Genomic DNA, 22691 nt, shown 5'->3' on the forward strand with positions numbered 1-22691 from the left:
AGGGTAACCGCCATGAGCCAAGTGACTATCTACACCACCCGGCACTGCCCTTACTGCGTAAGTGCCAAGCGACTGCTGGCGAGCAAGGGGGTCACCCCCCTCGAAATCAATGTCGAGGAGTCGCCGCAGTCTCTGGCGGAAATGCTGCAGCGATCCCAGCGCAGAACCGTCCCGCAGATCTTCGTGGGTGAGGTGCATGTCGGTGGTTTCGATGATCTGGCAAGCCTCGACCACAAGGGCGGGCTCGATGCGCTGCTGCACGCCTGATGTGCCAGAGTGCTCCGGAATGAAATTCCATCCGGAGCACTTTTTCTTCCACACGGCACCCGTGTTGCCGGCCGCTCATGGGCAATCCTGGGCGAAGCGCGCTGCCACCTCCTTGGCGTTCACATTGATCGACAGATGAAACTGCCCCAGGTCCAAATCGAACCGGGAAGCACGGCGAGCCGCACGTCTGTAAACCTTTCATGACATCGAGTTTGCACCACCACCCCGCCAGCAAAGCTGATCATCCAGACAACCCCTACCCGGCCGCACTAGAATCAGCAGTCTTTAGTTAGCCGCCTATCCATCAAGGACTGCCATGCCTTCCGCCCACCCCAGCCGCGGCTATGCCCTCGGCATCGCCGCCTACCTGATCTGGGGCCTGTTCCCGCTGTACTTCAAGGCTATCGAGGCCGTACCGGCGCTGGAGATCATCGCCCACCGGGCGATCTGGTCGGCGCTGTTCGGCGCCCTGCTGCTGGCGCTGTGGAAACACCCCGGCTGGTGGCGCGAACTGCGTGACAACCCCAAGCGCCTGGCGGTGCTCACCGCCAGCGGCCTGCTGATCGCCAGCAACTGGCTGGTGTATGTCTGGGCGGTGAACAACGGGCGCATGCTGGAGGCCAGCCTGGGCTACTACATCAACCCGCTGATCAACGTGCTGCTCGGCATGCTGCTGCTCGGCGAGCGCCTGCGCCGCCTGCAATGGGTGGCGGTGGGGCTGGCCACCCTCGGCGTGCTGCAGCAGCTGTGGCAGGTCGGCAGCCTGCCCTGGGTGTCGCTGGTGCTGGCGCTGACCTTCGGCTTCTACGGCCTGATCCGCAAGCAGGCGCCGGTGGCCGCCCTGCCAGGCCTGGTGGTGGAAACCTGGCTGCTGCTGCCGCTGGCGCTCGGCTGGCTGTGGCTGCACCCGGCCGCGGCCAGTACCCAGGCCGGCTTCTGGAGCAGCAGCGAGGCGCTCTGGCTGATCGCCGCCGGCCCCATCACCCTGGTGCCGCTGCTGTGCTTCAACGCCGCGGCGCGCCACCTGCCCTACACCACCCTGGGCTTCCTGCAGTACCTCGCGCCCACCCTGGTGCTGCTGCAGGCGGTGCTGCTGTTCGGCGAGACGCTGGAATCGAGCAAGCTGCTGTCCTTCGTGTGCATCTGGGCGGCGCTGTTCATCTACAGCCTGGACATCTGGCTGGGCCTGCGCCGCCGGGGCCAGGTCGCCTAGAAAACGACCAGCTCGGGCGAAGTCACGCCGGCCGGGGGCTGGCGTGGTTGCTCCCGAGCTTTTCCACAGGGCCATCCCCAGGCTCTGTGCACAAGCCCGGCGCAGCTGTGCATTTGCTGAGCGAACCGCTGCAACCCACGCCAGGCGCGGGCTGCAGCAAGGAGTCCGCAGACTGTCCACAGCTCTTTCCCCGTTTCCCGGGGATAGGCTTCCCAGCCTGCGACCCGGCCTTATCCACCGCGACGCGCCGGCCGGACGGCTGATCAGGAAACACCCAGGCGGCTGCAGGCCGCGCCCGGCCTGGCGCACAGCGATAAGTCCGCCGGCTATCCACAGCCTCATCCCCAGTCTTTGTGCACAAGCGCTTGATATTGCTGGTTTTCTGAGCGAAACGCGGGAGCCCGCGGCAGGCCTGGCGCGCAGCGGCCATCCCCCAGCCTGCGCACAGCTTCATCCACAGCTTTCGGGGATATCCACCCGACACCGGGCGCTGGCTGAAAAACGCGCAACAGGCCGCAGACCGCGCCGCCCGCGGGATGGGCGGACTTATCCCCATGCCGCCCACAGAGCCATCCCCGCCATTTGTGCACAAGCCCTTGAATCTGCAGCTTTTTTGACCAGGCATGAAAAAGCCCCGGGGCACTAGGCAGTGCGCCGGGGCTCCCCAGACTATCCACAGCTTCACCCACGCATTCTGGGGATCACTCCTCGCTGCGCAGGTTCAGCTCCACCATCAGGTCGTCGGCCAGGGTTTCCAGCTTGTCCTGCAGCTGGTCCAGCGACAGGTCCAGCGGTACCGCCAGCAGCGCCTCGGCATGGAACAGCGGCTCGCTGCTCATCGGCGCCGGCGCCACCTCGGTGGTCAGGCTCTCCAGGTTGACGCCGTGCTCGGCGAGCAGGCGGGTGATGTCGCGGACGATGCCCGGGCGGTCGTTACCCACCAGGTCGAGATGGATGGGCTTCCAGGTGCAGACCGGCTCGATGCCGCTCTCCGCCACCAGCACGCGGATGCCTTGGCTGTTCAGGGCCTGCAGGCCTTCGACCAGCTCGTCGTAACCCTCGGCGGGTACCGCCACCTTGAGGATACCGGCGAACTGCCCGGCCATGCGCGACATGCGGCTCTCCAGCCAGTTGCCGCCGTGCGCGGCGATGCACTGGGCGATACGTTCGACCAGGCCGGGCTGGTCGGGGGCGATGACGGTGAGTACCAGATGATCCACGTGCAACTCCTTGTTCAGGGCTTGAGGCCGAGCCAGTAGGTATAAAACACCTCATCGCGCACATAGCCAAGCTTTTCGTAGAGCGCCTGGCCGGCCAGATTGTCCTTCGCCGTCTCCAGCTGCAGGCCGCAGGCGCCACTGGCCTCGGCATGGGCGCGGGCGGCGTTCATCAGCTGTTCGGCCAGGCCCTGGCGGCGTCCCGCCGGGCTGACGTACAGATCGCTGAGGAGGAAAGCCTGCGCCATGTGCAACGAGGCGAAAAAGGGGTACAGCTGGACGAAGCCCAGCGCCTGGCCGGCCTCGTCGCGGGCGATGAACAGCACCGAGTCGCCGCGCTCAAGGCGGGCGGCGAGGAAAGCACTGACCTCGGGCAGCGGGCGCGGCACCCGGTAGAAGTCCAGGTAGCCGGCGAACAGCTCGGCCAGTTCGGGGAGATCGGCGGGTTGGGCACGACTGATCGGCATACTGCCTCCGGGATCGGCAAAGCCCGCAGTATAGCCCCGGGCGGGGAGCCCCATGCGGCAAGGCCCCGGCCAGCCCGGCAGCAGCCCGCGCCGCCCGACAGGCGCGCACAGTTTGTGACTGATTTTTCACGACGAGTCATGTAGTATCCGCCGACTCTTACTACATGGCCTTCCGGCCCTGTTCTGCATCAAGTGAGGCAAGCAATGACTGAGCGCGTTCAAGTAGGTGGTCTGCAGGTCGCCAAGGCCCTTTACGACTTCATCAACAACGAAGCCATCCCCGGCACCGGCATCGCTGCCGACAAGTTCTGGGCCGGCGCCGAAGCCGTGATCAACGAGCTGGCTCCGAAGAACCGCGCCCTGCTGGCCAAACGCGATGCCCTGCAGGCCCAGATCGACGCCTGGCACCAGGCCCGCAAGGGCCAGGCGCATGACGCCGTCGCCTACAAGGCGTTCCTCCAGGAAATCGGCTACCTGCTGCCGGAACCGGCCGACTTCCAGGCCACCACGCAGAACGTCGACGAGGAAATCGCCCGCCTGGCCGGCCCGCAGCTGGTGGTGCCGGTGATGAACGCGCGCTTCGCCCTGAACGCTTCCAACGCCCGCTGGGGCTCGCTGTACGATGCCCTCTACGGCACCGACGTGATCAGCGAAGAGAACGGCGCCGAGAAGGGCAAGGGCTACAACAAGGTCCGCGGTGACAAGGTGATCGCCTTCGCCCGCGCCTTCCTCGACGAAGCCGCCCCGCTGGAAGGCGCTTCCCACGTCGACGCCACCGCCTACGTGGTGAAGAACGGCCAGCTGGCCGTAACCCTGAAGAACGGCAGCGAAGTCGGCCTGCAGAACGCCGCCCAGTTCGTCGCCTTCCAGGGCGATGCAGCCCAGCCGAAGGCCGTGCTGCTCAAGCACAACGGCCTGCACTTCGAGATCCAGATCGACCCGAGCAGCCCGATCGGCCAGACCGACGCAGCCGGCGTGAAGGACGTGCTGATGGAGTCCGCGCTGACCACCATCATGGACTGCGAAGACTCCGTGGCCGCCGTCGATGCCGACGACAAGGTCGTGGTCTACCGCAACTGGCTGGGCCTGATGAAAGGCGACCTGGCCGAGGAAGTTTCCAAGGGCGGCACCACCTTCACCCGCACCATGAACCCGGACCGCGTCTACACCAAGGCCGACGGCTCCGAGCTGACCCTGCACGGCCGCAGCCTGCTGTTCGTGCGCAACGTCGGCCACCTGATGACCAACCCGGCGATCCTCGACGCCGCCGGCAACGAGATTCCGGAAGGCATCCAGGACGGCCTGTTCACCAGCCTGATCGCCATCCACAACCTGAATGGCAACACCAGCCGCAAGAACAGCCGCACCGGCTCGGTGTACATCGTCAAGCCGAAAATGCACGGCCCGGAAGAAGTGGCCTTCGCCGCCGAAATCTTCTCCCGCGTCGAGGACGTCCTCGGCCTGCCGCGCAACACCCTGAAAGTCGGCATCATGGACGAAGAGCGCCGCACCACCGTCAACCTCAAGGCCTGCATCAAGGCCGCCAGCGAGCGCGTGGTATTTATCAACACCGGCTTCCTCGACCGTACCGGTGACGAAATCCACACCTCCATGGAAGCCGGCGCCATGGTGCGCAAGGCCGCCATGAAGAGCGAGAAGTGGATCGGTGCCTACGAGAACAACAACGTCGACATCGGCCTGGCCACCGGCCTGCAGGGCCGCGCGCAGATCGGCAAGGGCATGTGGGCCATGCCCGACCTGATGGCCGGCATGCTCGAGCAAAAGATCGTCCACCCGATGGCCGGCGCCAACACCGCCTGGGTGCCGTCGCCGACCGCCGCCACCCTGCACGCCCTGCATTACCACAAGGTCGACGTGTTCGCCCGTCAGGCCGAGCTGGCCAAGCGCACCCCGGCGTCCATCGACGACATCCTGACCATCCCGCTGGCGCCGAACACCAACTGGACCGCCGAGGAAATCCAGAACGAACTGGACAACAACTCGCAGGGCATCCTCGGCTACGTGGTGCGCTGGATCGACCAGGGCGTCGGCTGCTCCAAGGTGCCGGACATCAACGACGTCGGCCTGATGGAAGACCGCGCCACCCTGCGCATCTCCAGCCAGTTGCTGGCCAACTGGCTGCGCCACGGCGTGGTCACCGAGGCGCAGATCGTCGAGAGCCTCAAGCGCATGGCCCCGGTGGTCGACCGGCAGAACGCCAACGACCCGCTGTACCGCCCGCTGGCGCCGAACTTCGACAGCAACATCGCCTTCCAGGCCGCCCTGGAGCTGGTGGTCGAAGGCACCAAGCAGCCGAACGGCTACACCGAGCCAGTCCTGCACCGTCGCCGCCGCGAGTTCAAGGCCGCCAACGGCCTCTGATTCCGCCGCAACGCAAAAGCCGCCCCTCGGGGCGGCTTTTTTATTCCGGGCAATATTCTCGTGGCTCAGTCGTTACGGCAGCGGCTTGCCCCCTCAGCGCTCGCCCAGCTTATGCCGCGCGGCATACAGGCAGACCATCTCCATCGCCAGGGTTGCCCCGGCCAGGGCGGTGACCTCGGCGTGGTCGTAGGGCGGCGCCACCTCCACCACGTCCATGCCGACCAGGTTGATGCCGCGCAGGCCGCGCAGTATCTCCAGCGCCTGGTGGCTGGACAGGCCGCCGCACACCGGCGTGCCGGTGCCGGGGGCGAAGGCCGGATCGAGACAGTCGATGTCGAAGGTCAGGTACACCGGCTGGTCGCCGACACGGGCGCGGATCAGCTCGGCGATCTGCTCCGGGGTGCTGCGGTTGACCTGGCGTGCATCCAGCACCGCAAAGCCCATCACGTCGTCGTTGGTGGTGCGCAGGCCGACCTGCACCGAGCGCGCCGGGTCGACCAGGCCCTCGCGGGCGGCGTGGTAGAACATGGTGCCGTGGTCGATGCGTGCGCCCTCCTCGTCCGGCCAGGTGTCGCTGTGCGCGTCGAAGTGGATCAGCGCCAGCGGGCCATGCTTGCGGGCATGGGCCTTGAGCAGCGGGTAGCTGATGAAGTGGTCGCCGCCCAGGGTGAGCATGGCGCAGCCGGCGGCGAGAATCCTCTCGGCGTGGGCCTCGATGGCCGCCGGGGTGGCCTGCGGGGTGCCGTGGTCGAAATGGCAGTCGCCGTAGTCGATGCAGGCCAGCAGGTCGAAGGGATCGAACTCCCAGGGGAAATGCCGGGCCCAGGCCGATTGAATGGAGGCGGCACGGATGGCGCGCGGGCCGAAGCGGCTCCCGGGCCTGTTGGTGGTGGCGGTGTCGAAGGGTACGCCGCTGACCACCAGGTCCACGCCGCGCAGATCGCGGGTATAGCGGCGGCGCATGAAGCTGGTGATGCCGGCGTAGGTCGGCTCGGCACAGGTGCCGTAGAGGCTGTCGCGGGTGATGGCCTGGTCGTTGTCGAAGGCGTGGTCCATGGTCGCTTACTCGAAGGGAACGGACCGCTCATGGCCGGAGCGGTCATACGGCTGGGCAGAGGCTGTTTCGGGTCTTTTGAGCTAGAGCCAGGCAAGGCGAAATTGTGCGAGGGCGCGGAGTTTACGAGCTGTAAATGAGCAGCCCGAGCCCAATTTCAACGCAGCCTGGCCGACGATCAAGAGAGCCGAGACTGCCTCTCAGTACTGGGTGCGGAAGGCGGCCCATAGCCGGGTGCGCTCGCGCTGCACGCGCAGCGGCAGGATCTGCTCGGCGAACAGCTTTTCGCGCACCGCCCTGGGCGGGTAGATGTGCGGATCGCCACTCACCGCCGCGTCCAGCAACGGGGTGGCGGCGCGGTTGGCGTTGGCGAAGTACAGCGAGTTGGTCAGCTCGGCGATCGCCTCGGGCCTGAGCATGTAGTCGATGAAGGCGCGTGCGGCCTCGGGGTGCGGCGCGTCGACGGGGATGGCCATGGTGTCGAACCAGATCAGCGTGCCCTCGCGCGGGATGCGGTAGACCACCTCGAACGGCTGCCCGGCCTCGGCGGCGCGGGCGGCGGCCATGCCGGCGTCGCCGGTATAGGTCAGCGCCAGGCAGATCTCGCCCTTGGCCAGGTCGTCGATGTGCCGTGCGGTGGCGACATAGCGCAGGTTGGGCTGCAGCCCGGCGAGCAGTCCTTTCACCGCCTGCAGGTCCTGCGCGTCGTGGGAGTAGGGCTTGCGTCCCAGGTAGTTGAGGGCGATGGCCACCACCTCCTGCGGCGAGTCGAGCACGGCGATGCCACAGTCCTTGAGCTTGCCGGCGTACTCCGGCTTGAACAGCAGGCCGAGGCTGTCCAGCGCCACCCCGGGCAGGCGTTTTTCCACCGCCTGCTTGTTGAGGCCGAGGCCGACCGTGCCCCAGGTGTAAGGCACGCCGTAGCGGTTGCCGGGGTCGATGAAGGCCAGCTTGGCGAGCATCTCCGGATCGAGGTTGGCGGCGTTGCCCAGCGCGCCCACCGGCTGCACGGCCCCGGCCTGGATGGCCCGGGCCAGGCCGCTGGAGGCCGGGAACACGACGTCGTAGCCGCTGCCGCCGGTGAGCAGCTTGGCGTCCAGCACCTCGGTGCTGTCGAAGGTGTCGTACTTGACCCGGATGCCGCTCTCGGCCTGGAAGCGCTTGAGCGCCTCAGGCGCCACGTAGTCGGCCCAGTTGTACAGGTTGAGGGTCTGCTCCGCGGCCTGCAGCGGCAGGGCGAGGGCGGTGAGCAACAGACTGGCGGCAAGGCGCATGGCGGGTTTCCTCCGGCGTTGGCGGTGTGCCCGGCCGCTCTGCGGCGACCTGGGCGATGGCGGCATCCTGCGCCGGCATTTGCTTCGGATAAATACGAAGTGATCTACTCCAGCATCTACAGCGATCAATGTATGGAGCCGTCATGCTCAGCCAGCTGCGCGACCTCGACCTGCAACTGCTGCGCCTGTTCGTCACGGTGGTGGAGAGTGGCGGCTTCAGCGCCGCCCAGGGCGAGCTGGGGATCGGCCAGTCGACCATCAGCACGCAGATGGCCAAGCTGGAGACGCGCCTGGGTTTTCGCCTGTGCGAGCGCGGCAAGGCCGGCTTTCGCCTGACGCCCAAGGGCGAGCAGGTGCTGGCCGCCACCCGGCGCCTGTTCGCCGCCATCGAGACCTTCAAGGGCGAGGCCCAGGGCATGGCCGACAAGCTGCTCGGCGAGCTGCACGTCGGCCTCTCCGAGGCCCTCGCCGACGAGGTGCTGGAGCGCCTCGGCGCGGCCCTGGGCGCCTTCCGCCGGCGCAACCAGGCGGTGCAGATCGGGCTGCTCAGCGCCATGCCCGCCGAGCTGGAGCGGCGCCTGCTGCAGGGCCAGCTGCAGCTGGCCATCGGCTACTTCTCCGGCCGCCAGACGGCGCTCGACTACCACCCGCTGTTCCGCGAACAGCAGCAGCTGTACTGCGGCCGCGGCCACCCGCTGTTCGAGCGCCCGCCACGGGATGACAGCGCGCTGCTGGCCTGCGACGGCGTGCTGCACCCCTACCGCTTCGTCGCCCCCTGGCAGACCGGCGCCAGCAGCGCGCACAGCGAGCAGGTGGAAGGCAGCCTGGCCTTCATCCTCTCCGGCGCCCATGTCGGCTACCTGCCCGACCACATCGCCGCGCCCTGGGAGCGCCGCGGCCAGCTGCGCGCGCTGCTGCCGGAGCGCCTCGGCTTCGTCGTCGAGTTCCACCTGGCGCAGCACCGCGCGCGCCTACCCAGCGAGGCGCAGCGGGCGCTCTGCGAGGACCTGCTGGCGGCCTTCGCCTGATATGGCGACCGATTCACCCGCTGAATCGGCCTAACTGACGCTTCCCAGCACTGGACCGACTGGTCTACATATAGCGCCATGCACACATCCAACCTCAGCACCCGCGACAAACTGATCGCCGCCATGGCCGACACCCTGCAACGCAAGGGGCTGCATGGTGCCGGTCTCAACGAGCTGCTGGCCCAGGCCCAGGCGCCCAAGGGCAGCCTCTACCACCACTTCCCCGGCGGCAAGAACGAGCTGGCGGTGGCCGCCATCGAGCACATCGGCCAGCGCATCGACGGCTTCTTCGCCCAGCTGTTCCGCGACCACCCGGACCCGCTGCGGGCCATGCAGCGCTGGCTCGACAACACCCTGCAGCAGCTCGAGGGCAGCCGCTTCGAGCGCGGCTGCCCGCTGGCCACCGTGGCCCTGGAGAGCGGCCCGGAGGATGTCGAGATCCGCGCCGCCCTGTCCGGTTGCTTCACCCGCCTGCGCCAGGCCCTGGCCACCCAGCTGCGCGGCGTCGGCTTCCACGGCGACAGCGCGGAAGGCTTCGCCAACCTGTTCATCTCGCTCTATGAGGGCGGCTTGCTGCAGGCCCGCGTGGCCGGCAGCAGCGAGCCTCTGCAACGCGCCAGCGCGGCGCTTTTCCAACTACTGCATGACTACCCGCGGGAGAACCGCCATGACCAGTGACACCCAGGACATCCGCCGCGAGGAGCTGCAGCTCGCCGCCGCCGACGGCTACCCGCTGCGCGCCACCCTCTACCACGCCCCGCAGCCACGCGCGCGCCTGCTGATCGGCGGCGCCACCGGCGTGCCACAGGGCTTCTACCGGCGCTTCGCCGAATACGCCGCGCAGCGCGGCTACAGCACCCTGAGCCTGGACTACCGCGGCATCGGCCAGTCCAGGCCGGCGCGCCTGCGCGGCTTCGAGATGCGCTACCTGGACTGGGCCCACCTCGACCTGGCCGCCGCCCTCGACCACCTGCACGCCGACGACCTGCCGACCTTCATGATCGGCCACTCCTTCGGCGGCCATGCCTTCGGCCTGCTGCCGGGGCACGAGCGCGTCGCCGGCTTCTACACCTTCGGCACCGGCGCCGGCTGGCATGGCTGGATGCCGCCGCTGGAGCGCCTGCGCGTGCAGCTGATGTGGAACCTGGTCGGCCCGCTGATCGTCCTGCGCAAGGGCTATCTGGCCTGGAGCAGGCTGGGCATGGGCGAAGACCTGCCGCTCGGCGTGTACCGCCAGTGGAAGCGCTGGTGCCGCTACCCGCGCTACTTCTTCGACGACCCCGAGCAGCAGCACCTGGCCGCCCGTTTCGCCAGCGTGCGCACGCCGATCGTCGCCGCCAACAGCCTCGACGACCTGTGGGCACCACCCAGCTCGCGCGATGCCTTCATGGCCGCCTACAGCGCCGCGCCCTACCAGGCCCGCACCATCGACTCCCAGGCCGAGGGCCTCGGCGCCATCGGCCACATGGGCTACTTTCGCAGCAGCGCCAGCGCGCTGTGGGACGAGGCGCTGGGCTGGTTCGAACAACTGCAGCACAACCGCCAGGCCGCCTGAGCGGCCGCCCCTACCCGGAGAACCGCGTGATGAACCCGCAACAGATGACCGGCCTGCAGATCATGCAGGCCTTCGCCGCCGGCCACTTCCCCAAGCCCGGCATCGCCAAGACCATGCCGATGGAAGTGGAAATCGTGGAGGCCAACCGCGTGGTCTTCGCCGTCACCGCCGACGAGCGCCACACCAACCCCCTGGGCGGCGTGCATGGCGGCTTCGCCGCCACCGTGCTGGACTCGGTGACCGGCTGCGCCACCCACACCGCCCTCGGCGCGGGCGAGAGCTACGGCACCATCGAGCTGAACGTGAAGATGAGCAAGGCCATCCCCTTCAACCGCACGCTGCGCGCCGAAGGCAAGGTGATCAACGTCAGCTCACGCCTGGTCATCTCCGAAGGCAGCATCCGCGACGAGGACGGCACCCTCTACGCCTACGGCACCGCCACCTGCATGATCCTGCGCTAGCCGGCCGGGGGCGCACGGCCGCGGTCAGTCCGAGCGGTGCCGGCCGCGCGGCGCCGCGGGCTCGCCGACGCGCTCGCGCAGCTGCCCGGCCAGGCGTTCGAGGGACAGCAGGGTCAGCTGGATTTCCTCGTGCACCCGCGGCGTGGGCGCGGGTTCCTCGGCTTCCAGCTGGTAGCGCGGGTCGAACAGATCGAATGTATCCATGACGAATTCCTCAACAGTGGTGGACTGTCGGCAGTTCGGTAGGCATCGGTCTTGTTCTTGTCGGGTCAGTCTGTGCGTCGCAGATGACCATTGTTCGCGTGGCCAGCTCGGCACTGGCACCTGATCAATTTCTGCGCAGTCGGCGGCCGCGTCAACCGCGCCGGGGCTATAGTTTCAGCTCCGCCCACCCGCGAGGGAATCCGCATGAGCACGCCCTACAAGGTCGCCGTCCTGGTCGGCAGCCTGCGCCAGGCCTCGATCAACCGCAAGCTGGCACTGGCCCTGGCCGAACTGGCGCCGCCCTCGCTGCAGCTGGAGCTGGTCGAGATCAGCGAGCTGCCGCTGTACAACGAGGACATCGACGTCAGCCCCGCGCCCGAGGCCTACACGCGCTTTCGCCAGCAGGTGAAAGCCGCCGACGCCCTGCTGTTCGTCACCCCGGAATACAACCGCTCGGTGCCGGGCGTGCTGAAGAACGCCATCGACGTCGGCTCGCGCCCCTATGGCCAGAGCGTCTTCGGCGGCAAGCCGGGGGCCGTGCTGAGTGCCTCGCCGGGCGCCATCGGCGGCTTCGGCGCCAACCACCACCTGCGCCAGTCGATGGTCTTCCTCGACGTCTACATGCTGCAGCAGCCCGAGTCCTACCTGGGCGGCGCCGGCAAGTTCTTCGACGAGAGCGGCAAGCTGGACGCCGGCATCGAGGGCTTCCTGCAGAAGTTCATCGACGCCTACGCCGCCTGGGTGGAGCGGCATGTGAAGGGCTAGAGACCCTGCAGCAGGCTGAGAATGGCCTGCTGCCGCTGGTTGGCCTGGGCCAGGATGGCGGTCGCCGCCTGCTGCAGTATCTGCTGCCGGACCAGGTTGGACACCTCGGTCGCATAGTCGGTATCCCTGATCCGGCTGCGCGCGGCGGAGAGGTTCTCCGCCATGTTCTGCAGGTTGGCGATGGTGTATTCAAGACGGTTCTGCACGGCGCCGAGATCCGCCCTGGCACTGTCGATGGTACTCAACGCCCCATCGATCAAACCGATCGCCGTCTGTGCACCGACATCCGTGAGCAGGTCCACCTCGTTGATCTGCTCGAAGCGGCTGGTGTTGGTCGCCGTGCTGCCATCCACAGTCGCCACATCCACCGCGGTGCTGAAGCCCTTGGCACTATTGAGGCGAACCACGCCGATGGCGCGCATGGCGGAGTCGTCGGTCAGGGTGGCGACCGAGGCGATGAGCTCTTCCCCGCCTTCGTAGTCGAAGTTCTGTGCCTGGGCCGTACCGACGTCCCGGGACTGGAAATTCTCCAGCGCGATATCGTCGCCACGCTCGCTGGTCATCCACAGCCGATCGCCCTCGACCCTGGCGCTGATCCCGGTACGCGCCGACTCGGCGTTGATCGCATCGGCCAGCAGGCCGAGGTCGCCGTCCTCGATCTCGGCGCTGATGCTCACCGCATCCTCGTTGGAGCCGTACAGGTCGAAGGAGTAGTGGTCGTCGCCGCTGAAGCTCAGCTGCAGCAGAGTGCGCGCATCCGCCACCACCCCGGTTGCGTCGGACCGCTTGTTGATCGCGCGCGCCACCTCCCAGGCCGAGCCGGAGACGTCGAAGCTCAGGGTCTTGCGGCCGGCGATGGTCAGTTCGCCGGTCACGTCGTTGTCCGGCAGGGCTCCGGCCTGCTGCAGCAGGCCGCCCAGCTGATCGCCGGTCGCGCTGCCGGCGGTGCCATTGACCAGGTCGCGCACATGGCTGCCCAGGCGATCGGCGCGGAAGTTGCCCAGGCCGACGGGGATGGTCTCGAAAGCGTTGGCGCCGACCTGGAAAGCCTGGGCGCCGAAGCTTCCGTCGAGCAGCTTGCGTCCGGCGAAGCTGGTGGTCTCGGCAATGCGCGTCAGTTCCTGCTGCAGCTGCGCCACTTCCTGTTGCAGGGCGTCGCGCTCGCTGCCCGAGTTGGAGCCATTGGCCGCCTGCAGGGCCAGGTCGCGCATGCGCTGAAGAATACTGGTGGACTGCTGCAGCGCACCCTCGGCGGTCTGCGCCAGGGAGATGCCGTCGTTGGCGTTGCGCACCGCCACGCCCATGCCACTTATCTGGCTGCCCAGACGATTGGATATCTGCAGGCCGGCCGCATCGTCCTTGGCGCTGTTGATGCGTAAGCCGGTGGACAGCCGCTGCATCGAGGTTTCCAGCGCACGCGTCGACTCGTTCAGCGCACGCTGAACGCCGAGTGACGATACGTTGGTGAGGGTCAACGCCATCCGAACAGTCCTTTGAGCAACAACCACTCCATAGTCGCGGCCACCAAATCTTTTACGACTTATCGTCAGACTCTTCGGCGGTGTTAGGAAAAGCTTTAGACCGTTCATCCCCCTACACGGAGACGACTAGGCTTGTCTCATGTGCAGGAGAACGCCATGAACACAGAGCAGCTCGATGACAGCGACTGGCTCGACCCGGACCAGGACCGGCGCCAGGCCGGGTCGCTGGTCGAGGCGCTGCAGGCGCGGGCGCGCAGCGGCCAGCCGATGCACGGCTTCCGCCTCAAGTACGCCGACCTCGCCGGCATCGACCTGGTCAACCATGGCCAGCGCCAAGGCTGGGAGCTGCAGGGCGCCGACCTGTACCGCGCCGACCTGCAGAACGCCCACCTGTTCGCCCTCGACCTGCGCGGCAGCTCGCTGATGAAGGCCGACCTGCGCGGCGCCAACCTGCACTGCGCCGACCTGCGCGACTGCAACCTGCTGGGCGTGCGCCTGGAGGGTGCGCGGCTGGACAACGTGGTCTGGGACCGCCAGCTGATCCAGGAGCGCCGCGGCCGCGAGCGCCGCCGGGACGGCGACGCGGCGGGCGCGCGGCAGCTGTTCGAGGAGGCCGAGGAGACCTACCGCAACCTGCGCCTGCGCCTGGAAAAGGCCGGCCTGTTCGAGCAGGCAGGGCAGTTCTTCCACCGCGAGATGGCCATGCGCCGCCTGCAGATGCCGCGCCTGAGCGGAAGACGCCTGCTGTCCTGGCTGGTCGACCTGTTCTGCGGCTATGGCGAGAAGCCGCTCAACGTGGTGCTGTTCTCCCTCGGCCTGATCCTGGCCTGCGGCCTGCTGTTCTTCCTGGTCGGCGTGCGCCACGGCGACCTGCCGCTGGGCCTGGCCCTGGAACGCGGCTGGGCGGCCAACCTGGGCGACCTGCTCGACTGCCTATACTACAGCGTGGTGACCTTCACCACCCTGGGCTACGGCGACATCACCCCGCACGGCCTGGCGCGCCCCATCGCCGCCTTCGAGGCGTTCGCCGGCAGCTTCACCATGGCCCTGTTCGTGGTGGTGTTCGTGAAGAAGATGACGCGCTGAAATGCCAACGCCCCGGCGAGCCGGGGCGCGGTCTGTGACAGGGCTCAGTGGTCGATGGCAGCGCCGGCGCCACGCGGCACACGGATGTCCTCTACCAGGTGCTGGATGCGCTCCGGCGGCGCGCTGGTCAGCTTGGCCACCACGACGGCGGTGGCGAAGTTGAACAGCATGCCCAGTGTGCCGATACCCTCCGGCGAGATGCCGAACCACCAGTCGGCCGCGGTGGCGGTCGGCTCGATGAACTTGAAGTAGACGATGTAGCTGAAGGTGAAGGCCAGCCCCACCACCATGCCGGCAATCGCCCCTTCCTTGTTCATGGTCTTGGAGAAGATGCCCATGACGATGGCCGGGAAGAACGAGGCCGCCGCCAGGCCGAAGGCGAACGCCACCACCTGGGCGACGAAGGCCGGCGGGTAGATGCCGAACAGGCCGGCCACTACCACCGCGACACCGGCGGCGATGCGCGCGGCGAGCAGCTCGCCCTTCTCGCTGATGTTGGGCCGGATGTTGCTCTTGAGCAGGTCGTGGGAGATCGAGGTGGAGATCACCAGCAGCAGGCCGGCGGCAGTGGACAGCGCGGCGGCCAGGCCACCGGCGGCGATCAGGGCGATCACCCAGCCCGGCAGATCGGCGATTTCCGGGTTGGCCAGCACCATGATGTCGTTGTCGACATACAGTTCGTTGGCTGCCGGTGTGGCGGCGTTGGTGAGCAGGCGCTCGTTGTGTGCGCCACGCTCGGCACTGAACTCCGGCTTGCCGGCGAAGGGCGCACCGGGGCCGTACTGGATGACGCCGTCCTGGTTCTTGTCCATCCAGGCGATCAGACCGGCGTTCTCCCAGGTCTTCAGCCAGGCCGGTGCTTCCTGGTAGGCCACGTTCGGCACCGAGGTGAACAGGTTGGTACGGGCGAAAGCCGCCACGGCCGGCGCGGTGGTGTAGAGAATGGCGATGAACAGCAGGGCGTAGCCGGCGGACTTGCGCGCGTCCTTCACCGTCGGGGTGGTGAAGAAGCGCACGATCACGTGCGGCAGGCCGGCCGTGCCGACCATCAGCGCCATGGTGATGAAGAACACGTCGATGGTCGACTTGCTGCCATCGGTGTAGGCACTGAAGCCCAGTTCGGCGCCCAGGCCGTTGAGACGCTCGATCACGCTCTGGCCGGTGCCGGTCACTTCGCTGCCGAAGCCCAGCTGCGGGATCGGGTTACCGGTGATCATCATCGAGATGAAGATGGCCGGCACCATGTAGGCGAAGATCATCACGCAGTACTGCGCCACCTGGGTGTAGGTGATGCCCTTCATGCCGCCCAGCACCGAGTAGAAGAACACGATGGCCATGCCGATCATCACGCCGGTGTTGATGTCGACTTCCAGGTAGCGCGAGAAGACGATGCCGACGCCGCGCATCTGCCCGGCCACGTAGGTGAAGGAGATGAAGATCACGCAGATCACCGCTACCACCCGCGCGGTCTGCGAGTAGTAACGCTCGCCGATGAACTCGGGCACGGTGAACTTGCCGAACTTGCGCAGGTAGGGCGCCAGGCACATGGCCAGCAGCACGTAGCCGCCGGTCCAGCCCATCAGGTAGACCGAGCCGTCGTAGCCGGCGAAGGCGATGATGCCGGCCATGGAGATGAAGGAGGCGGCGCTCATCCAGTCGGCGCCGGTAGCCATGCCGTTCATCACCGGGCTCACGCCCTTGCTGGCCACGTAGTACTCGCTGGTGGAGCCGGCACGGGTCCAGATGGCGATACCGATGTAGAGGGCGAAGGTGGCGCCAACGATCAGGTAGATCAGGGTTTGGGTATCCATGCGCGGCCTCAGTCTTCGTGGACGTCGTACTTGCGGTCGTAGGCATTCATCTTCCACACGTAGAAGAAGATCATCGCCACGAACGTGTAGATGGAACCCTGCTGGGCGAACCAGAAGCCCAGGGGGAAGCCGAAGAACTGAATGGCGTTGAGCTGTTCGACGAACAGGATGCCGGCGCCGTAGGACACGGCGAACCAGACCACGAGGAGCGACAGCATCAGGCGCAGGTTGGCTTTCCAATACGCAGCGGCTGCCTCTTGCTTGGACAAGGACATGGGGACCTCCGGGGATTGTTGTTTTTGTTCTGGAGCCGGTTAGACCCTAGCAAGCCGTTCGCTATCGGCCACTAGACTTTGGTCGCATACGCCCCTGGCATTGCCCTGCGCGGCTCCGGGTGCCAGCCTGAACACAGCCACAGACGCCGCGGAGGCCCCATGAGCACCATGACCCTGTTCCACTCCCCTGCCTCGCCCTTCGTGCGCAAGGTGCGGGTCCTGTTGCACGAGACCGGCCAGCAGGACCGCGTGGCCCTGCAGGAGGTACAGCTGACCCCGGTGAACCCCAGCAGCGCGGTGCTGCAGGGCAACCCGGCAGGCAAGATCCCCGTCCTGCGCCTGGCCGACGGCTCGCTGCTCTACGACAGCCGGGTGATCCTCGACTACCTTGACGCCCAGCACGTCGGCGCGCCGCTGATCCCGCCGAGCGGCCATGCACGCTGGCGCCGCCTCAGCCTGGCCGCGCTGGCCGACGCCATCCTCGACGCCGCCGTGCTGCTGCGTTACGAGACCTTCCTGCGTCCCGCGGACAAGCGCTGGGAGCTCTGGGAAGACGCACAGCAGGACAAGATCGAGCGCAGCCTGGCCTACTTCGAACACGACTGCCTGGCCGAGCTCGCCAGTCACTTCGACATCGCTGCCATCGGCCTGGCCTGCGCCCTCGGCTACCTCGATCTGCGCCAGCCGCAGCTGGGCTGGCGCCAGCGCTACCCAGGCCTGGCCGCCTGGTTCGCCGAGGTCGAGCGGCGCCCCTCGATGCAGGCCAGCGCCCCCGCCTGAGGCGCACGCGGGAACAGGCGGGCGATGCGCCGCGCCAGCAGGTGCGCGCGGCGCGCCTCCTCGCGCAGGCCCAGATGCCCGCTCATGGCCGGTACCACAGGCGGAAGAAGCCGGCGGCCAGCAGCAGGGCCACCTGCCCCAGGGCCGCGCACAGCTGCAGGAAGGACTGCACGTGGGGGTTGCTCGCGGCGTCGGCGAGCCCGGTCAGCTCCGCCCAGAAGCCGGCCGGCAGCAGTTGCAGGGCCAGCCAGGCCAGCGGCCGGCCGGTGAAGTTGAGGCCGTGGATCAGGTCGAACTGGCCGAAGAACATCAGGCCGATCAGCAGCAGCCCGGCCACCACCAGGCCGAGGGCGAAACAGGCGCAGAACTGCAGCAGCAGACGAAACATGGCGATCTCCTCGCAGAGGGGCGCGGCAGCCGCCGCGCCCGGTCGATATCAGGCGGCGGCCGGCTTGCCCAGGCCGTACCAGTCCAGCTTGCGGGTCAGCAGCATCACCGTGGCGAGCAGGCCGAACACCAGCAGCGAGCCCATCAGCAGGGCGTAGTCCTCGGCGGACAGCAGGGCGTAGAGCATGGCGTAGAGCCCGGCCAGCACGGCGGTGAAGGCGGCGCCACGCAACCAGCTGTGCAGCACGTGGCTGACGTAGAAGCCGATCAGCAGCACGCAGGCCGCGGCCGCCAGCACATAGGCCTGGGCGAAGGCCATGTGCTCGGCCAGCGACAGCAGCAGCAGGTAGAACATCGCCAGCGCCAGGCCGACCAGGCCGTACTGCACCGGATGCACGGCCAGGCGCTTGAGCACCTCGAAGAGGAAGAAGCCGGCGAAGGTCAGGGCGATGAACAGCAGGGCGTACTTCAGCGCGCGGTCACTCTTGAGGTACTGGTCCACCGGGTCGACGAAGCTGACGCCGAACTGGCGGCTCTCGAAGGCGTGGCATTCGCCGCCGCTGGTGCAGGCGGCCAGGGCCTCCTCCATGTTGGTGGCGAAGAAGCTGGTCTGCCAGCGCGCGGAGAAGCCCGTGGCGGTGATCTCGCGCTCGCTCGGCAGGTACTCGCCGACGAAGCTCGGGTGCGGCCAGTCGGCACTGAGGTCGACCAGGGTCTCGCGGCCGACCGGGGCGATGTCGAGCCGGCCGGTGCCCTGCAGCAGCAGGTCGAAGGCGAACTCCAGGCGCTGCGCCTGGTGGGTGTCCGCCACGGCCAGCGGCAGCGGCGCATGCACCCCGGCGCCCAGCAGCGGGTCGGCGCTGCCCGGCTGGAACGGCAGCCGGCGCTCGCCCAGCTGCAGCACCAGATTGTTCTTGATGCCGCGGATGTCGCTGATGCCGACGCTGACGAAGGGCTCGCCGAAGCGGTAGTCGCCGATATCCTCGGTCACGCCGAAGTTGGCCGGAAGGGCGAAGTGGCCGGCCAGGCGGCTGTTGCTGTGGTACAGGCGCGCCTGGTAGATGCCGCGGGCGCGCAGCTCGGTGCTGATGTCGCCGCCCAGGGCCAGGCGCTCCGGCAGGAAGTACAGGCGCCCGCTGGCCTCGCCCTCCTCCAGGTAGCGCTCGCCGGTCTTGGCGTGGGTTTTCCACTGGCGCACCGTCTTGCGGTAGGGCACCACCAGCAGCGGGCCGGTGATCTTCTGGCTGTAGCTGGAGCTGCGCGCGATGTCTTCCAGCACGCCGTCGCGCAGGCTCTGGCGCTCCTCGATCATGCCGTCGATCATCAGGATGGGAATCATCAGCAGGAAGATCAGCGCGGCGATGGCGCCGAGCTTGAGCAGCAGGTTGCGGTTCATGGGACTCTCCTTGGGTTGGACCGTGGGGAGAGTCTCGACGGCGCCCGTGGCGGCGCCATGCGCGAAATGTGGAGACTGTGTGGAGTTTGTGTGGCCGCGAGGACTGCCGGAGTCAGACCAGGCGGGCCGAAGGAGCGGAAATCACTGTGGCGTGGTGAGCATCCCGCGGCTGGCTTCAACCACGCCGGGCCGGCGCAAAGCCCGTTGTCACTCGCCGCGGATGTACTGCTCCAGCTGCTGGATCAGGCTGGCCTGGTCGTCGATGGTCTGCTTGACCAGGTCGCCGATCGACAACAGGCCGATCACCTCGCCCTCGGCGACCACCGGCAGGTGGCGCAGGCGCCTATCACTCATCAGCTGCAGGCAGTGCTGCACGCTGTCGCGCGGGCCGACGGTGATCACCTCGGCAGTCATGATGTCGCTGACCTTGGCATCGAAGGCGGCGCGCTCCAGCTCGGCCAGCTTGCGCACATAGTCACGCTCGCTGACGATGCCCACCAGGCGTCCTCCGGCCATCACCACCAGCGCACCGATGCGCTTCTCGGCCAGCTGCTTGACCGCGTCGAGTACCGAGCTGTCCGGTGTGACGCTGTAGAGATAGGCATTGGTCTTGGTTCTGAGCAGTTCTGCAACGGTCTTCATGCATCGCCTCCCCGGGCTGTGGTCGTTCCCCATCAAGCAGGATTCCTGCCAGCCTGCCGGCCGGCCCCGCCTGTGACGAAGCATAGCGCAGCTCAGTCGAGACTCCGCTGCAGGGCCGGCAGATCGAGCTGGGCCACGGCCTGGCGTACCTTGAGGCCCAGCGTGTGGTCGTTGAGGAACCCCTTGTTGACCACGCTCAGGGTCAGCAGCTGCACGCTGCTGGCCGGCAGGCCCGTCTGGAAGTAGTCGGCGGCGGGGCTGACATAGTAGACCGCGGCGGGGTCGCTGCAGGCGGCGAACAGCTGGCCCAGGCGCTGGCTGCTGCTCTGGCAGGTCGGCGCGCGCCGCTCGGCCTCGCCCATGCCGTCGAGCAGCGCCTGCTTCTGCGCCACCGTGCCCTGCCACTGGCGGATGAACTGCTGCAGCTGCTGGCGGCTCTCGGCATCGCCGGCCGCGGCCAGTTGCTGCTGCAGCCCGGCGAGGTGCTCGCGCTCGCTGCCCAGCAGGCCCTCGAGATAACGCTGCCGGCTGACATGGGTGAACGGCTTGCGCCCCGGCTTGTGCACCACCACCACATCCTTGTTGCCGACCTGCAGCACCGGCATGCCCTGCAGGCGCCGCGGCTTGACCGCCACCTGGTAGTAGTCGCCAAGCGCATCCCGGCCCACCGGGTAGCCGAACAGCGCGCGCGGGTCGTTGATCCGCAGCACTATGCCCGGCCCCTCGCCATAGCCGCGCCAGCCGCCCTGGGCGGCCGGCTCGCTGCGCGCCGGATCGACCCGCCGCACCAGCAGCAGCGCCTGGCCGATCGCCGGCGCGCCGGGCAGCCCGGCGTCCTGCTCGAACAGGCCGAGCCCCTGGTCGATGGCGAAGCCGCGCAGGGGCGCCAGCGCCGGGGTCTGCCGCAGCTGCGCCAGCAGGTCGTCGAGGCGCGCGCGCAGGCGCGGCACCTCGGCCTGAGGCAACGGACGGCCCTGGATATCCAGGCGGGCGACGCCGACCGAGCCGGGCGCGTCGAGCAGGGGCACCGGGACGGTCGCCCAGGCGCTGCCCCAGGCACCCAGCGCCAGCAGCAGGCCGAGCGCCTGCAGCGACGGCAGGCGCACTACCAGTCCGCTTCGGCGTCGGCGGCCGGCTCGGCGGCGGCGCTGCCGTTGCCTTCGCTACGCGCCGCGCTGCTGGCCTGCCCGGCCCCCTGCGCCGCCACCTGCACGGTCTTCACCGCCAGGCCCTGGTCGGCGCCACTGAGCGAGGTTTCCTGCATGGCGCGGCTGAGCATGTCGCCGAGCAACTGGTTCTGCTCGGCGCTGGCACAGCCGGCGAGCAGGGTGACGAGGACGAGGGACGACAGCGGGCGGATCATCGGGCGGCTCCTGCAGCGGGGATCGGGAGCCGCACTGTGGCGCCGCAGCGTTCGCGGATCGTTCAGGCGGCCGGCAGGCGCAGGCTGGCACGCACGCCGCCGGCGACATTGGCCAGGGCCAGCGCGCCGCCGTGCAGCAGCGCCACCTCCTGCACGAAATTCAGCCCCAGACCGGTGCTCTTGCGCCCGCTGGCGGGGCGCGGCAACGAGTAGAAGCGCTCGGTCAGGCGCGGCAAGGCGTACTCGGGAATCGCCTCGCCCTGGTTGAACAGCGCCAGCTCCACGTCGCTGCCCTGCAGCTGGGCGGTGAAGCGCAGCTGGCCGCCGGGGGCACTGAAGTCCAGCGCGTTGTCCAGCAGGTTGGCCAGCGCCTGGCGCAGCAGGAAGCGCTCGCCCAGCGCGCCAAGAGCGGCCGGGATGGCGTTCTCCACCTGCAGTCCGGCGGCCTGGATGCGCGCCGCCTGGGCCTGCAGCAGTTCGTCGACCAGGTCATGCAGCGCTATCGCCACGCGCTCTTCCAGGCCCTGGCGCTGCTCCACCTGGGCCAGGTTGAGCAGGCGCTCGATCAGCTGCTGCAGGCGCGCGCCCTCGCTGGCGATGTTGGCCACGAAACGCTGGCGCTGCTCGGCCGGCATCTCGCCCTCGAGCAGCTCGGCGGCGCCGCGGATGGCCGCCAGCGGGCTCTTCAACTCGTGGGTCAGGGTGTGCACGTACTGCTCGACGTAGGCCTTGCCCTCCAGCTCGGTGCGCATCTTCTGCACCGCCTGGGCCAGCTGGGTCAGCTCGCCGCCGCGCAGGGCCGGCAGCTCGGCGCGCTGGCCCTGGCTGACCGCTTGGGCGTAGCGGGTGAGCTTGCGCAGCGAGCCGCTGAGCCACCAGGACAACACCCCGCCGATCAGCAGGCCGAGGCCGATCAGCCCGGCGCCGAGCCAGCCCAGGCGCCGCTGCGAGCGCTCGATGTAGGGCTGCAGCGACTGGTTCGGCTTGGCCACCGAGACCACGCCGATGATCCGCTCGCCATCCTTGATCGGCGCCGCCACGTACATCACCGAGCTGTCCTCGTCGGCCGGGTCCTCGCGGGTCGAGCGCGCGCCGTACTGGCCGCGCAGGGTCAGGTAGACGTCGTTCCAGCGCGAGTAGTCCTGGCCCACGGCCACGCCGCTGGAGTCGAGCAGGACGATGCCGCGGGCGTCGGTGACGTAGATGCGGTGGTTCACCGCGCGCTTCTCCACACCCCAGATCTGCGCCTGCGGCTGGCGTCGGCCATAGGACTCGAGTAGCGCCGGCAGGCGGCCCTGGGCCAGCTGGCCGCTCTTGACCTCGTCACGCAGGATCTCGGCCAGCAGGTTGGCGGTGTCCACCAGGGTCTCCTCGGTGGACTGGCGCACGCCGGGGCGGATCTCGTCCATCACCGTGCTCAGCACGAACCAGCCGGCCAGGCCGACGAACAAGAAGTACACCAGGAAGATCCGGACGCCTAGCGGCATGGCCGCCCTCCCGTGCGCTGCAGCTGGCTCGATGACATGCTTACGTCCCTGTGCTGTGGCGGGCGTCCGGCGTGGCTGTCGCCGCGCGCCGCTTCG

General features: G+C 68.2%; 24 protein-coding genes. 10 read left to right on the top strand and 14 right to left on the bottom strand.

Annotation, left to right across the window (positions count from 1 at the left end):
• Nucleotides 1-12 precede the first annotated feature (12 nt).
• The gene (grxC, locus tag AAG092_RS08705; RefSeq protein WP_110683388.1) at nt 13-267 is read left to right on the top strand and encodes a glutaredoxin 3; all 255 of its coding nucleotides are present in this window, start codon (nt 13-15) and stop codon (nt 265-267) included.
• A 316-nt stretch (nt 268-583) separates the two neighbouring features.
• On the top strand, nt 584-1480 hold the full coding sequence (gene rarD / locus AAG092_RS08710) for an EamA family transporter RarD (RefSeq protein ID WP_373389376.1): 897 nt from the start codon (nt 584-586) through the stop codon (nt 1478-1480).
• 701 nt (nt 1481-2181) lie between these two features.
• Here the strand turns inward: rarD and AAG092_RS08715 are convergent.
• Together AAG092_RS08715 and AAG092_RS08720 are read right to left on the bottom strand one after the other, a co-directional pair.
• On the bottom strand, nt 2182-2700 hold the full coding sequence (locus AAG092_RS08715) for a glycine cleavage system protein R (RefSeq protein ID WP_110683386.1): 519 nt from the start codon (nt 2698-2700) through the stop codon (nt 2182-2184).
• Nucleotides 2701-2714: 14 nt separating this feature from the next.
• On the bottom strand, nt 2715-3164 hold the full coding sequence (locus AAG092_RS08720) for an N-acetyltransferase family protein (protein WP_373389377.1): 450 nt from the start codon (nt 3162-3164) through the stop codon (nt 2715-2717).
• A gap of 204 nt (nt 3165-3368) precedes the next feature.
• Here AAG092_RS08720 and AAG092_RS08725 point away from each other — a divergent pair, with 204 nt between their 5' ends.
• Nucleotides 3369-5546: a malate synthase G gene (locus AAG092_RS08725; RefSeq protein ID WP_373389378.1), complete on the top strand. Its 2178-nt coding sequence runs from the start codon at nt 3369-3371 to the stop codon at nt 5544-5546.
• Between the two features lie 93 nt (nt 5547-5639).
• Here AAG092_RS08725 and speB read toward each other — a convergent pair whose 3' ends face one another.
• Both speB and AAG092_RS08735 read right to left on the bottom strand, forming a co-directional pair.
• A complete protein-coding gene (gene speB / locus AAG092_RS08730) occupies nt 5640-6602 on the bottom strand; it encodes an agmatinase (RefSeq protein WP_373389379.1) in 963 nt (320 codons plus the stop codon).
• A gap of 198 nt (nt 6603-6800) precedes the next feature.
• A complete protein-coding gene (locus AAG092_RS08735) occupies nt 6801-7874 on the bottom strand; it encodes a polyamine ABC transporter substrate-binding protein (RefSeq protein WP_373389381.1) in 1074 nt (357 codons plus the stop codon).
• Nucleotides 7875-8017: 143 nt separating this feature from the next.
• On the opposite strand from AAG092_RS08735, the gene AAG092_RS08740 reads away from it, so the two are divergent.
• The 4 genes from AAG092_RS08740 (at nt 8018) to AAG092_RS08755 (ending at nt 10918) form a co-directional block, all read left to right on the top strand.
• Nucleotides 8018-8902, top strand: coding sequence for a LysR family transcriptional regulator (locus AAG092_RS08740; RefSeq protein WP_373389383.1), 885 nt, complete (start codon nt 8018-8020; stop codon nt 8900-8902).
• Nucleotides 8903-8980: 78 nt separating this feature from the next.
• Nucleotides 8981-9580, top strand: a complete 600-nt coding sequence (locus AAG092_RS08745) for a TetR/AcrR family transcriptional regulator (protein ID WP_373389384.1) — start codon at nt 8981-8983, stop codon at nt 9578-9580.
• On the top strand, nt 9570-10457 hold the full coding sequence (locus tag AAG092_RS08750) for an alpha/beta fold hydrolase (protein ID WP_373389385.1): 888 nt from the start codon (nt 9570-9572) through the stop codon (nt 10455-10457). The genes AAG092_RS08745 and AAG092_RS08750 overlap by 11 nt, the downstream gene beginning before the upstream one ends.
• A gap of 29 nt (nt 10458-10486) precedes the next feature.
• Nucleotides 10487-10918: a PaaI family thioesterase gene (locus AAG092_RS08755; protein ID WP_110683379.1), complete on the top strand. Its 432-nt coding sequence runs from the start codon at nt 10487-10489 to the stop codon at nt 10916-10918.
• Between the two features lie 24 nt (nt 10919-10942).
• On the opposite strand, the gene AAG092_RS08760 is transcribed toward AAG092_RS08755, so the two are convergent.
• On the bottom strand, nt 10943-11122 hold the full coding sequence (locus AAG092_RS08760) for a hypothetical protein (protein ID WP_373389386.1): 180 nt from the start codon (nt 11120-11122) through the stop codon (nt 10943-10945).
• A 204-nt stretch (nt 11123-11326) separates the two neighbouring features.
• Between AAG092_RS08760 and AAG092_RS08765 the strand changes: the two genes are divergently transcribed.
• Nucleotides 11327-11887 (top strand): NADPH-dependent FMN reductase, encoded by a 561-nt coding sequence (locus AAG092_RS08765; protein ID WP_373389387.1) that lies wholly within the window; start codon nt 11327-11329, stop codon nt 11885-11887.
• Here AAG092_RS08765 and AAG092_RS08770 read toward each other — a convergent pair.
• Entirely contained in the window at nt 11884-13368 is a 1485-nt protein-coding gene (locus AAG092_RS08770) for a flagellin (RefSeq protein WP_373389388.1), read from the bottom strand. The two genes, AAG092_RS08765 and AAG092_RS08770, sit on opposite strands and share 4 nt — an antisense overlap.
• A gap of 156 nt (nt 13369-13524) precedes the next feature.
• Between AAG092_RS08770 and AAG092_RS08775 the strand changes: the two genes are divergently transcribed.
• Complete coding sequence (locus AAG092_RS08775; RefSeq protein WP_373389389.1) at nt 13525-14454, top strand: ion channel; 930 nt, start codon at nt 13525-13527, stop codon at nt 14452-14454.
• 44 nt (nt 14455-14498) lie between these two features.
• On the opposite strand, the gene AAG092_RS08780 is transcribed toward AAG092_RS08775, so the two are convergent.
• Nucleotides 14499-16265 (bottom strand): sodium:solute symporter family protein, encoded by a 1767-nt coding sequence (locus AAG092_RS08780; protein ID WP_373389390.1) that lies wholly within the window; start codon nt 16263-16265, stop codon nt 14499-14501.
• An 8-nt stretch (nt 16266-16273) separates the two neighbouring features.
• A complete protein-coding gene (locus AAG092_RS08785) occupies nt 16274-16540 on the bottom strand; it encodes a DUF4212 domain-containing protein (RefSeq protein ID WP_110683374.1) in 267 nt (88 codons plus the stop codon).
• Nucleotides 16541-16699: 159 nt separating this feature from the next.
• Here AAG092_RS08785 and AAG092_RS08790 point away from each other — a divergent pair, with 159 nt between their 5' ends.
• Nucleotides 16700-17320, top strand: coding sequence for a glutathione S-transferase family protein (locus AAG092_RS08790; protein ID WP_373389391.1), 621 nt, complete (start codon nt 16700-16702; stop codon nt 17318-17320).
• A gap of 82 nt (nt 17321-17402) precedes the next feature.
• On the opposite strand, the gene AAG092_RS08795 is transcribed toward AAG092_RS08790, so the two are convergent.
• From AAG092_RS08795 to creC, 6 genes are all read right to left on the bottom strand, one after another.
• The gene (locus AAG092_RS08795) at nt 17403-17708 is read right to left on the bottom strand and encodes a hypothetical protein (protein ID WP_373389392.1); all 306 of its coding nucleotides are present in this window, start codon (nt 17706-17708) and stop codon (nt 17403-17405) included.
• Between the two features lie 48 nt (nt 17709-17756).
• Complete coding sequence (gene creD / locus AAG092_RS08800; protein WP_110683371.1) at nt 17757-19103, bottom strand: cell envelope integrity protein CreD; 1347 nt, start codon at nt 19101-19103, stop codon at nt 17757-17759.
• 207 nt (nt 19104-19310) lie between these two features.
• Nucleotides 19311-19745 carry a CBS domain-containing protein gene (locus AAG092_RS08805; RefSeq protein WP_110683370.1) on the bottom strand — a complete coding sequence of 145 codons (435 nt, stop codon included), beginning with the start codon at nt 19743-19745 and terminating at the stop codon, nt 19311-19313.
• Nucleotides 19746-19837: 92 nt separating this feature from the next.
• Nucleotides 19838-20851, bottom strand: a complete 1014-nt coding sequence (locus tag AAG092_RS08810) for a hypothetical protein (RefSeq protein ID WP_373389393.1) — start codon at nt 20849-20851, stop codon at nt 19838-19840.
• Complete coding sequence (locus AAG092_RS08815; protein WP_373389394.1) at nt 20851-21108, bottom strand: hypothetical protein; 258 nt, start codon at nt 21106-21108, stop codon at nt 20851-20853. Before AAG092_RS08815 ends, AAG092_RS08810 begins: the two co-directional genes overlap by 1 nt.
• Nucleotides 21109-21170: 62 nt before the next feature.
• Nucleotides 21171-22595 carry a two-component system sensor histidine kinase CreC gene (gene creC, locus AAG092_RS08820; protein ID WP_373389395.1) on the bottom strand — a complete coding sequence of 475 codons (1425 nt, stop codon included), beginning with the start codon at nt 22593-22595 and terminating at the stop codon, nt 21171-21173.
• Nucleotides 22596-22691: the final 96 nt, after the last annotated feature.

The organism is Pseudomonas alcaligenes (assembly GCF_041729615.1).
In the GTDB taxonomy this organism is placed as follows: domain Bacteria; phylum Pseudomonadota; class Gammaproteobacteria; order Pseudomonadales; family Pseudomonadaceae; genus Aquipseudomonas; species Aquipseudomonas alcaligenes_B.

Excerpts from the sequence above, each read along its gene's own strand:
- grxC (WP_110683388.1), top strand. The coding sequence starts at position 13 with ATGAGCCAAGTGACTATCTACACCACCCGGCACTGCCCTTACTGCGTA.
- rarD (WP_373389376.1), top strand. The coding sequence starts at position 584 with ATGCCTTCCGCCCACCCCAGCCGCGGCTATGCCCTCGGCATCGCCGCC.
- AAG092_RS08720 (WP_373389377.1), bottom strand. The coding sequence starts at position 3,164 with ATGCCGATCAGTCGTGCCCAACCCGCCGATCTCCCCGAACTGGCCGAG.
- AAG092_RS08725 (WP_373389378.1), top strand. The coding sequence starts at position 3,369 with ATGACTGAGCGCGTTCAAGTAGGTGGTCTGCAGGTCGCCAAGGCCCTT.
- speB (WP_373389379.1), bottom strand. The coding sequence starts at position 6,602 with ATGGACCACGCCTTCGACAACGACCAGGCCATCACCCGCGACAGCCTC.
- AAG092_RS08735 (WP_373389381.1), bottom strand. The coding sequence starts at position 7,874 with ATGCGCCTTGCCGCCAGTCTGTTGCTCACCGCCCTCGCCCTGCCGCTG.
- AAG092_RS08740 (WP_373389383.1), top strand. The coding sequence starts at position 8,018 with ATGCTCAGCCAGCTGCGCGACCTCGACCTGCAACTGCTGCGCCTGTTC.
- AAG092_RS08745 (WP_373389384.1), top strand. The coding sequence starts at position 8,981 with ATGCACACATCCAACCTCAGCACCCGCGACAAACTGATCGCCGCCATG.
- AAG092_RS08750 (WP_373389385.1), top strand. The coding sequence starts at position 9,570 with ATGACCAGTGACACCCAGGACATCCGCCGCGAGGAGCTGCAGCTCGCC.
- AAG092_RS08755 (WP_110683379.1), top strand. The coding sequence starts at position 10,487 with ATGAACCCGCAACAGATGACCGGCCTGCAGATCATGCAGGCCTTCGCC.
- AAG092_RS08760 (WP_373389386.1), bottom strand. The coding sequence starts at position 11,122 with ATGGATACATTCGATCTGTTCGACCCGCGCTACCAGCTGGAAGCCGAG.
- AAG092_RS08765 (WP_373389387.1), top strand. The coding sequence starts at position 11,327 with ATGAGCACGCCCTACAAGGTCGCCGTCCTGGTCGGCAGCCTGCGCCAG.
- AAG092_RS08770 (WP_373389388.1), bottom strand. The coding sequence starts at position 13,368 with ATGGCGTTGACCCTCACCAACGTATCGTCACTCGGCGTTCAGCGTGCG.
- AAG092_RS08775 (WP_373389389.1), top strand. The coding sequence starts at position 13,525 with ATGAACACAGAGCAGCTCGATGACAGCGACTGGCTCGACCCGGACCAG.
- AAG092_RS08780 (WP_373389390.1), bottom strand. The coding sequence starts at position 16,265 with ATGGATACCCAAACCCTGATCTACCTGATCGTTGGCGCCACCTTCGCC.
- AAG092_RS08785 (WP_110683374.1), bottom strand. The coding sequence starts at position 16,540 with ATGTCCTTGTCCAAGCAAGAGGCAGCCGCTGCGTATTGGAAAGCCAAC.
- AAG092_RS08790 (WP_373389391.1), top strand. The coding sequence starts at position 16,700 with ATGAGCACCATGACCCTGTTCCACTCCCCTGCCTCGCCCTTCGTGCGC.
- AAG092_RS08795 (WP_373389392.1), bottom strand. The coding sequence starts at position 17,708 with ATGTTTCGTCTGCTGCTGCAGTTCTGCGCCTGTTTCGCCCTCGGCCTG.
- creD (WP_110683371.1), bottom strand. The coding sequence starts at position 19,103 with ATGAACCGCAACCTGCTGCTCAAGCTCGGCGCCATCGCCGCGCTGATC.
- AAG092_RS08805 (WP_110683370.1), bottom strand. The coding sequence starts at position 19,745 with ATGAAGACCGTTGCAGAACTGCTCAGAACCAAGACCAATGCCTATCTC.
- AAG092_RS08815 (WP_373389394.1), bottom strand. The coding sequence starts at position 21,108 with ATGATCCGCCCGCTGTCGTCCCTCGTCCTCGTCACCCTGCTCGCCGGC.
- creC (WP_373389395.1), bottom strand. The coding sequence starts at position 22,595 with ATGCCGCTAGGCGTCCGGATCTTCCTGGTGTACTTCTTGTTCGTCGGC.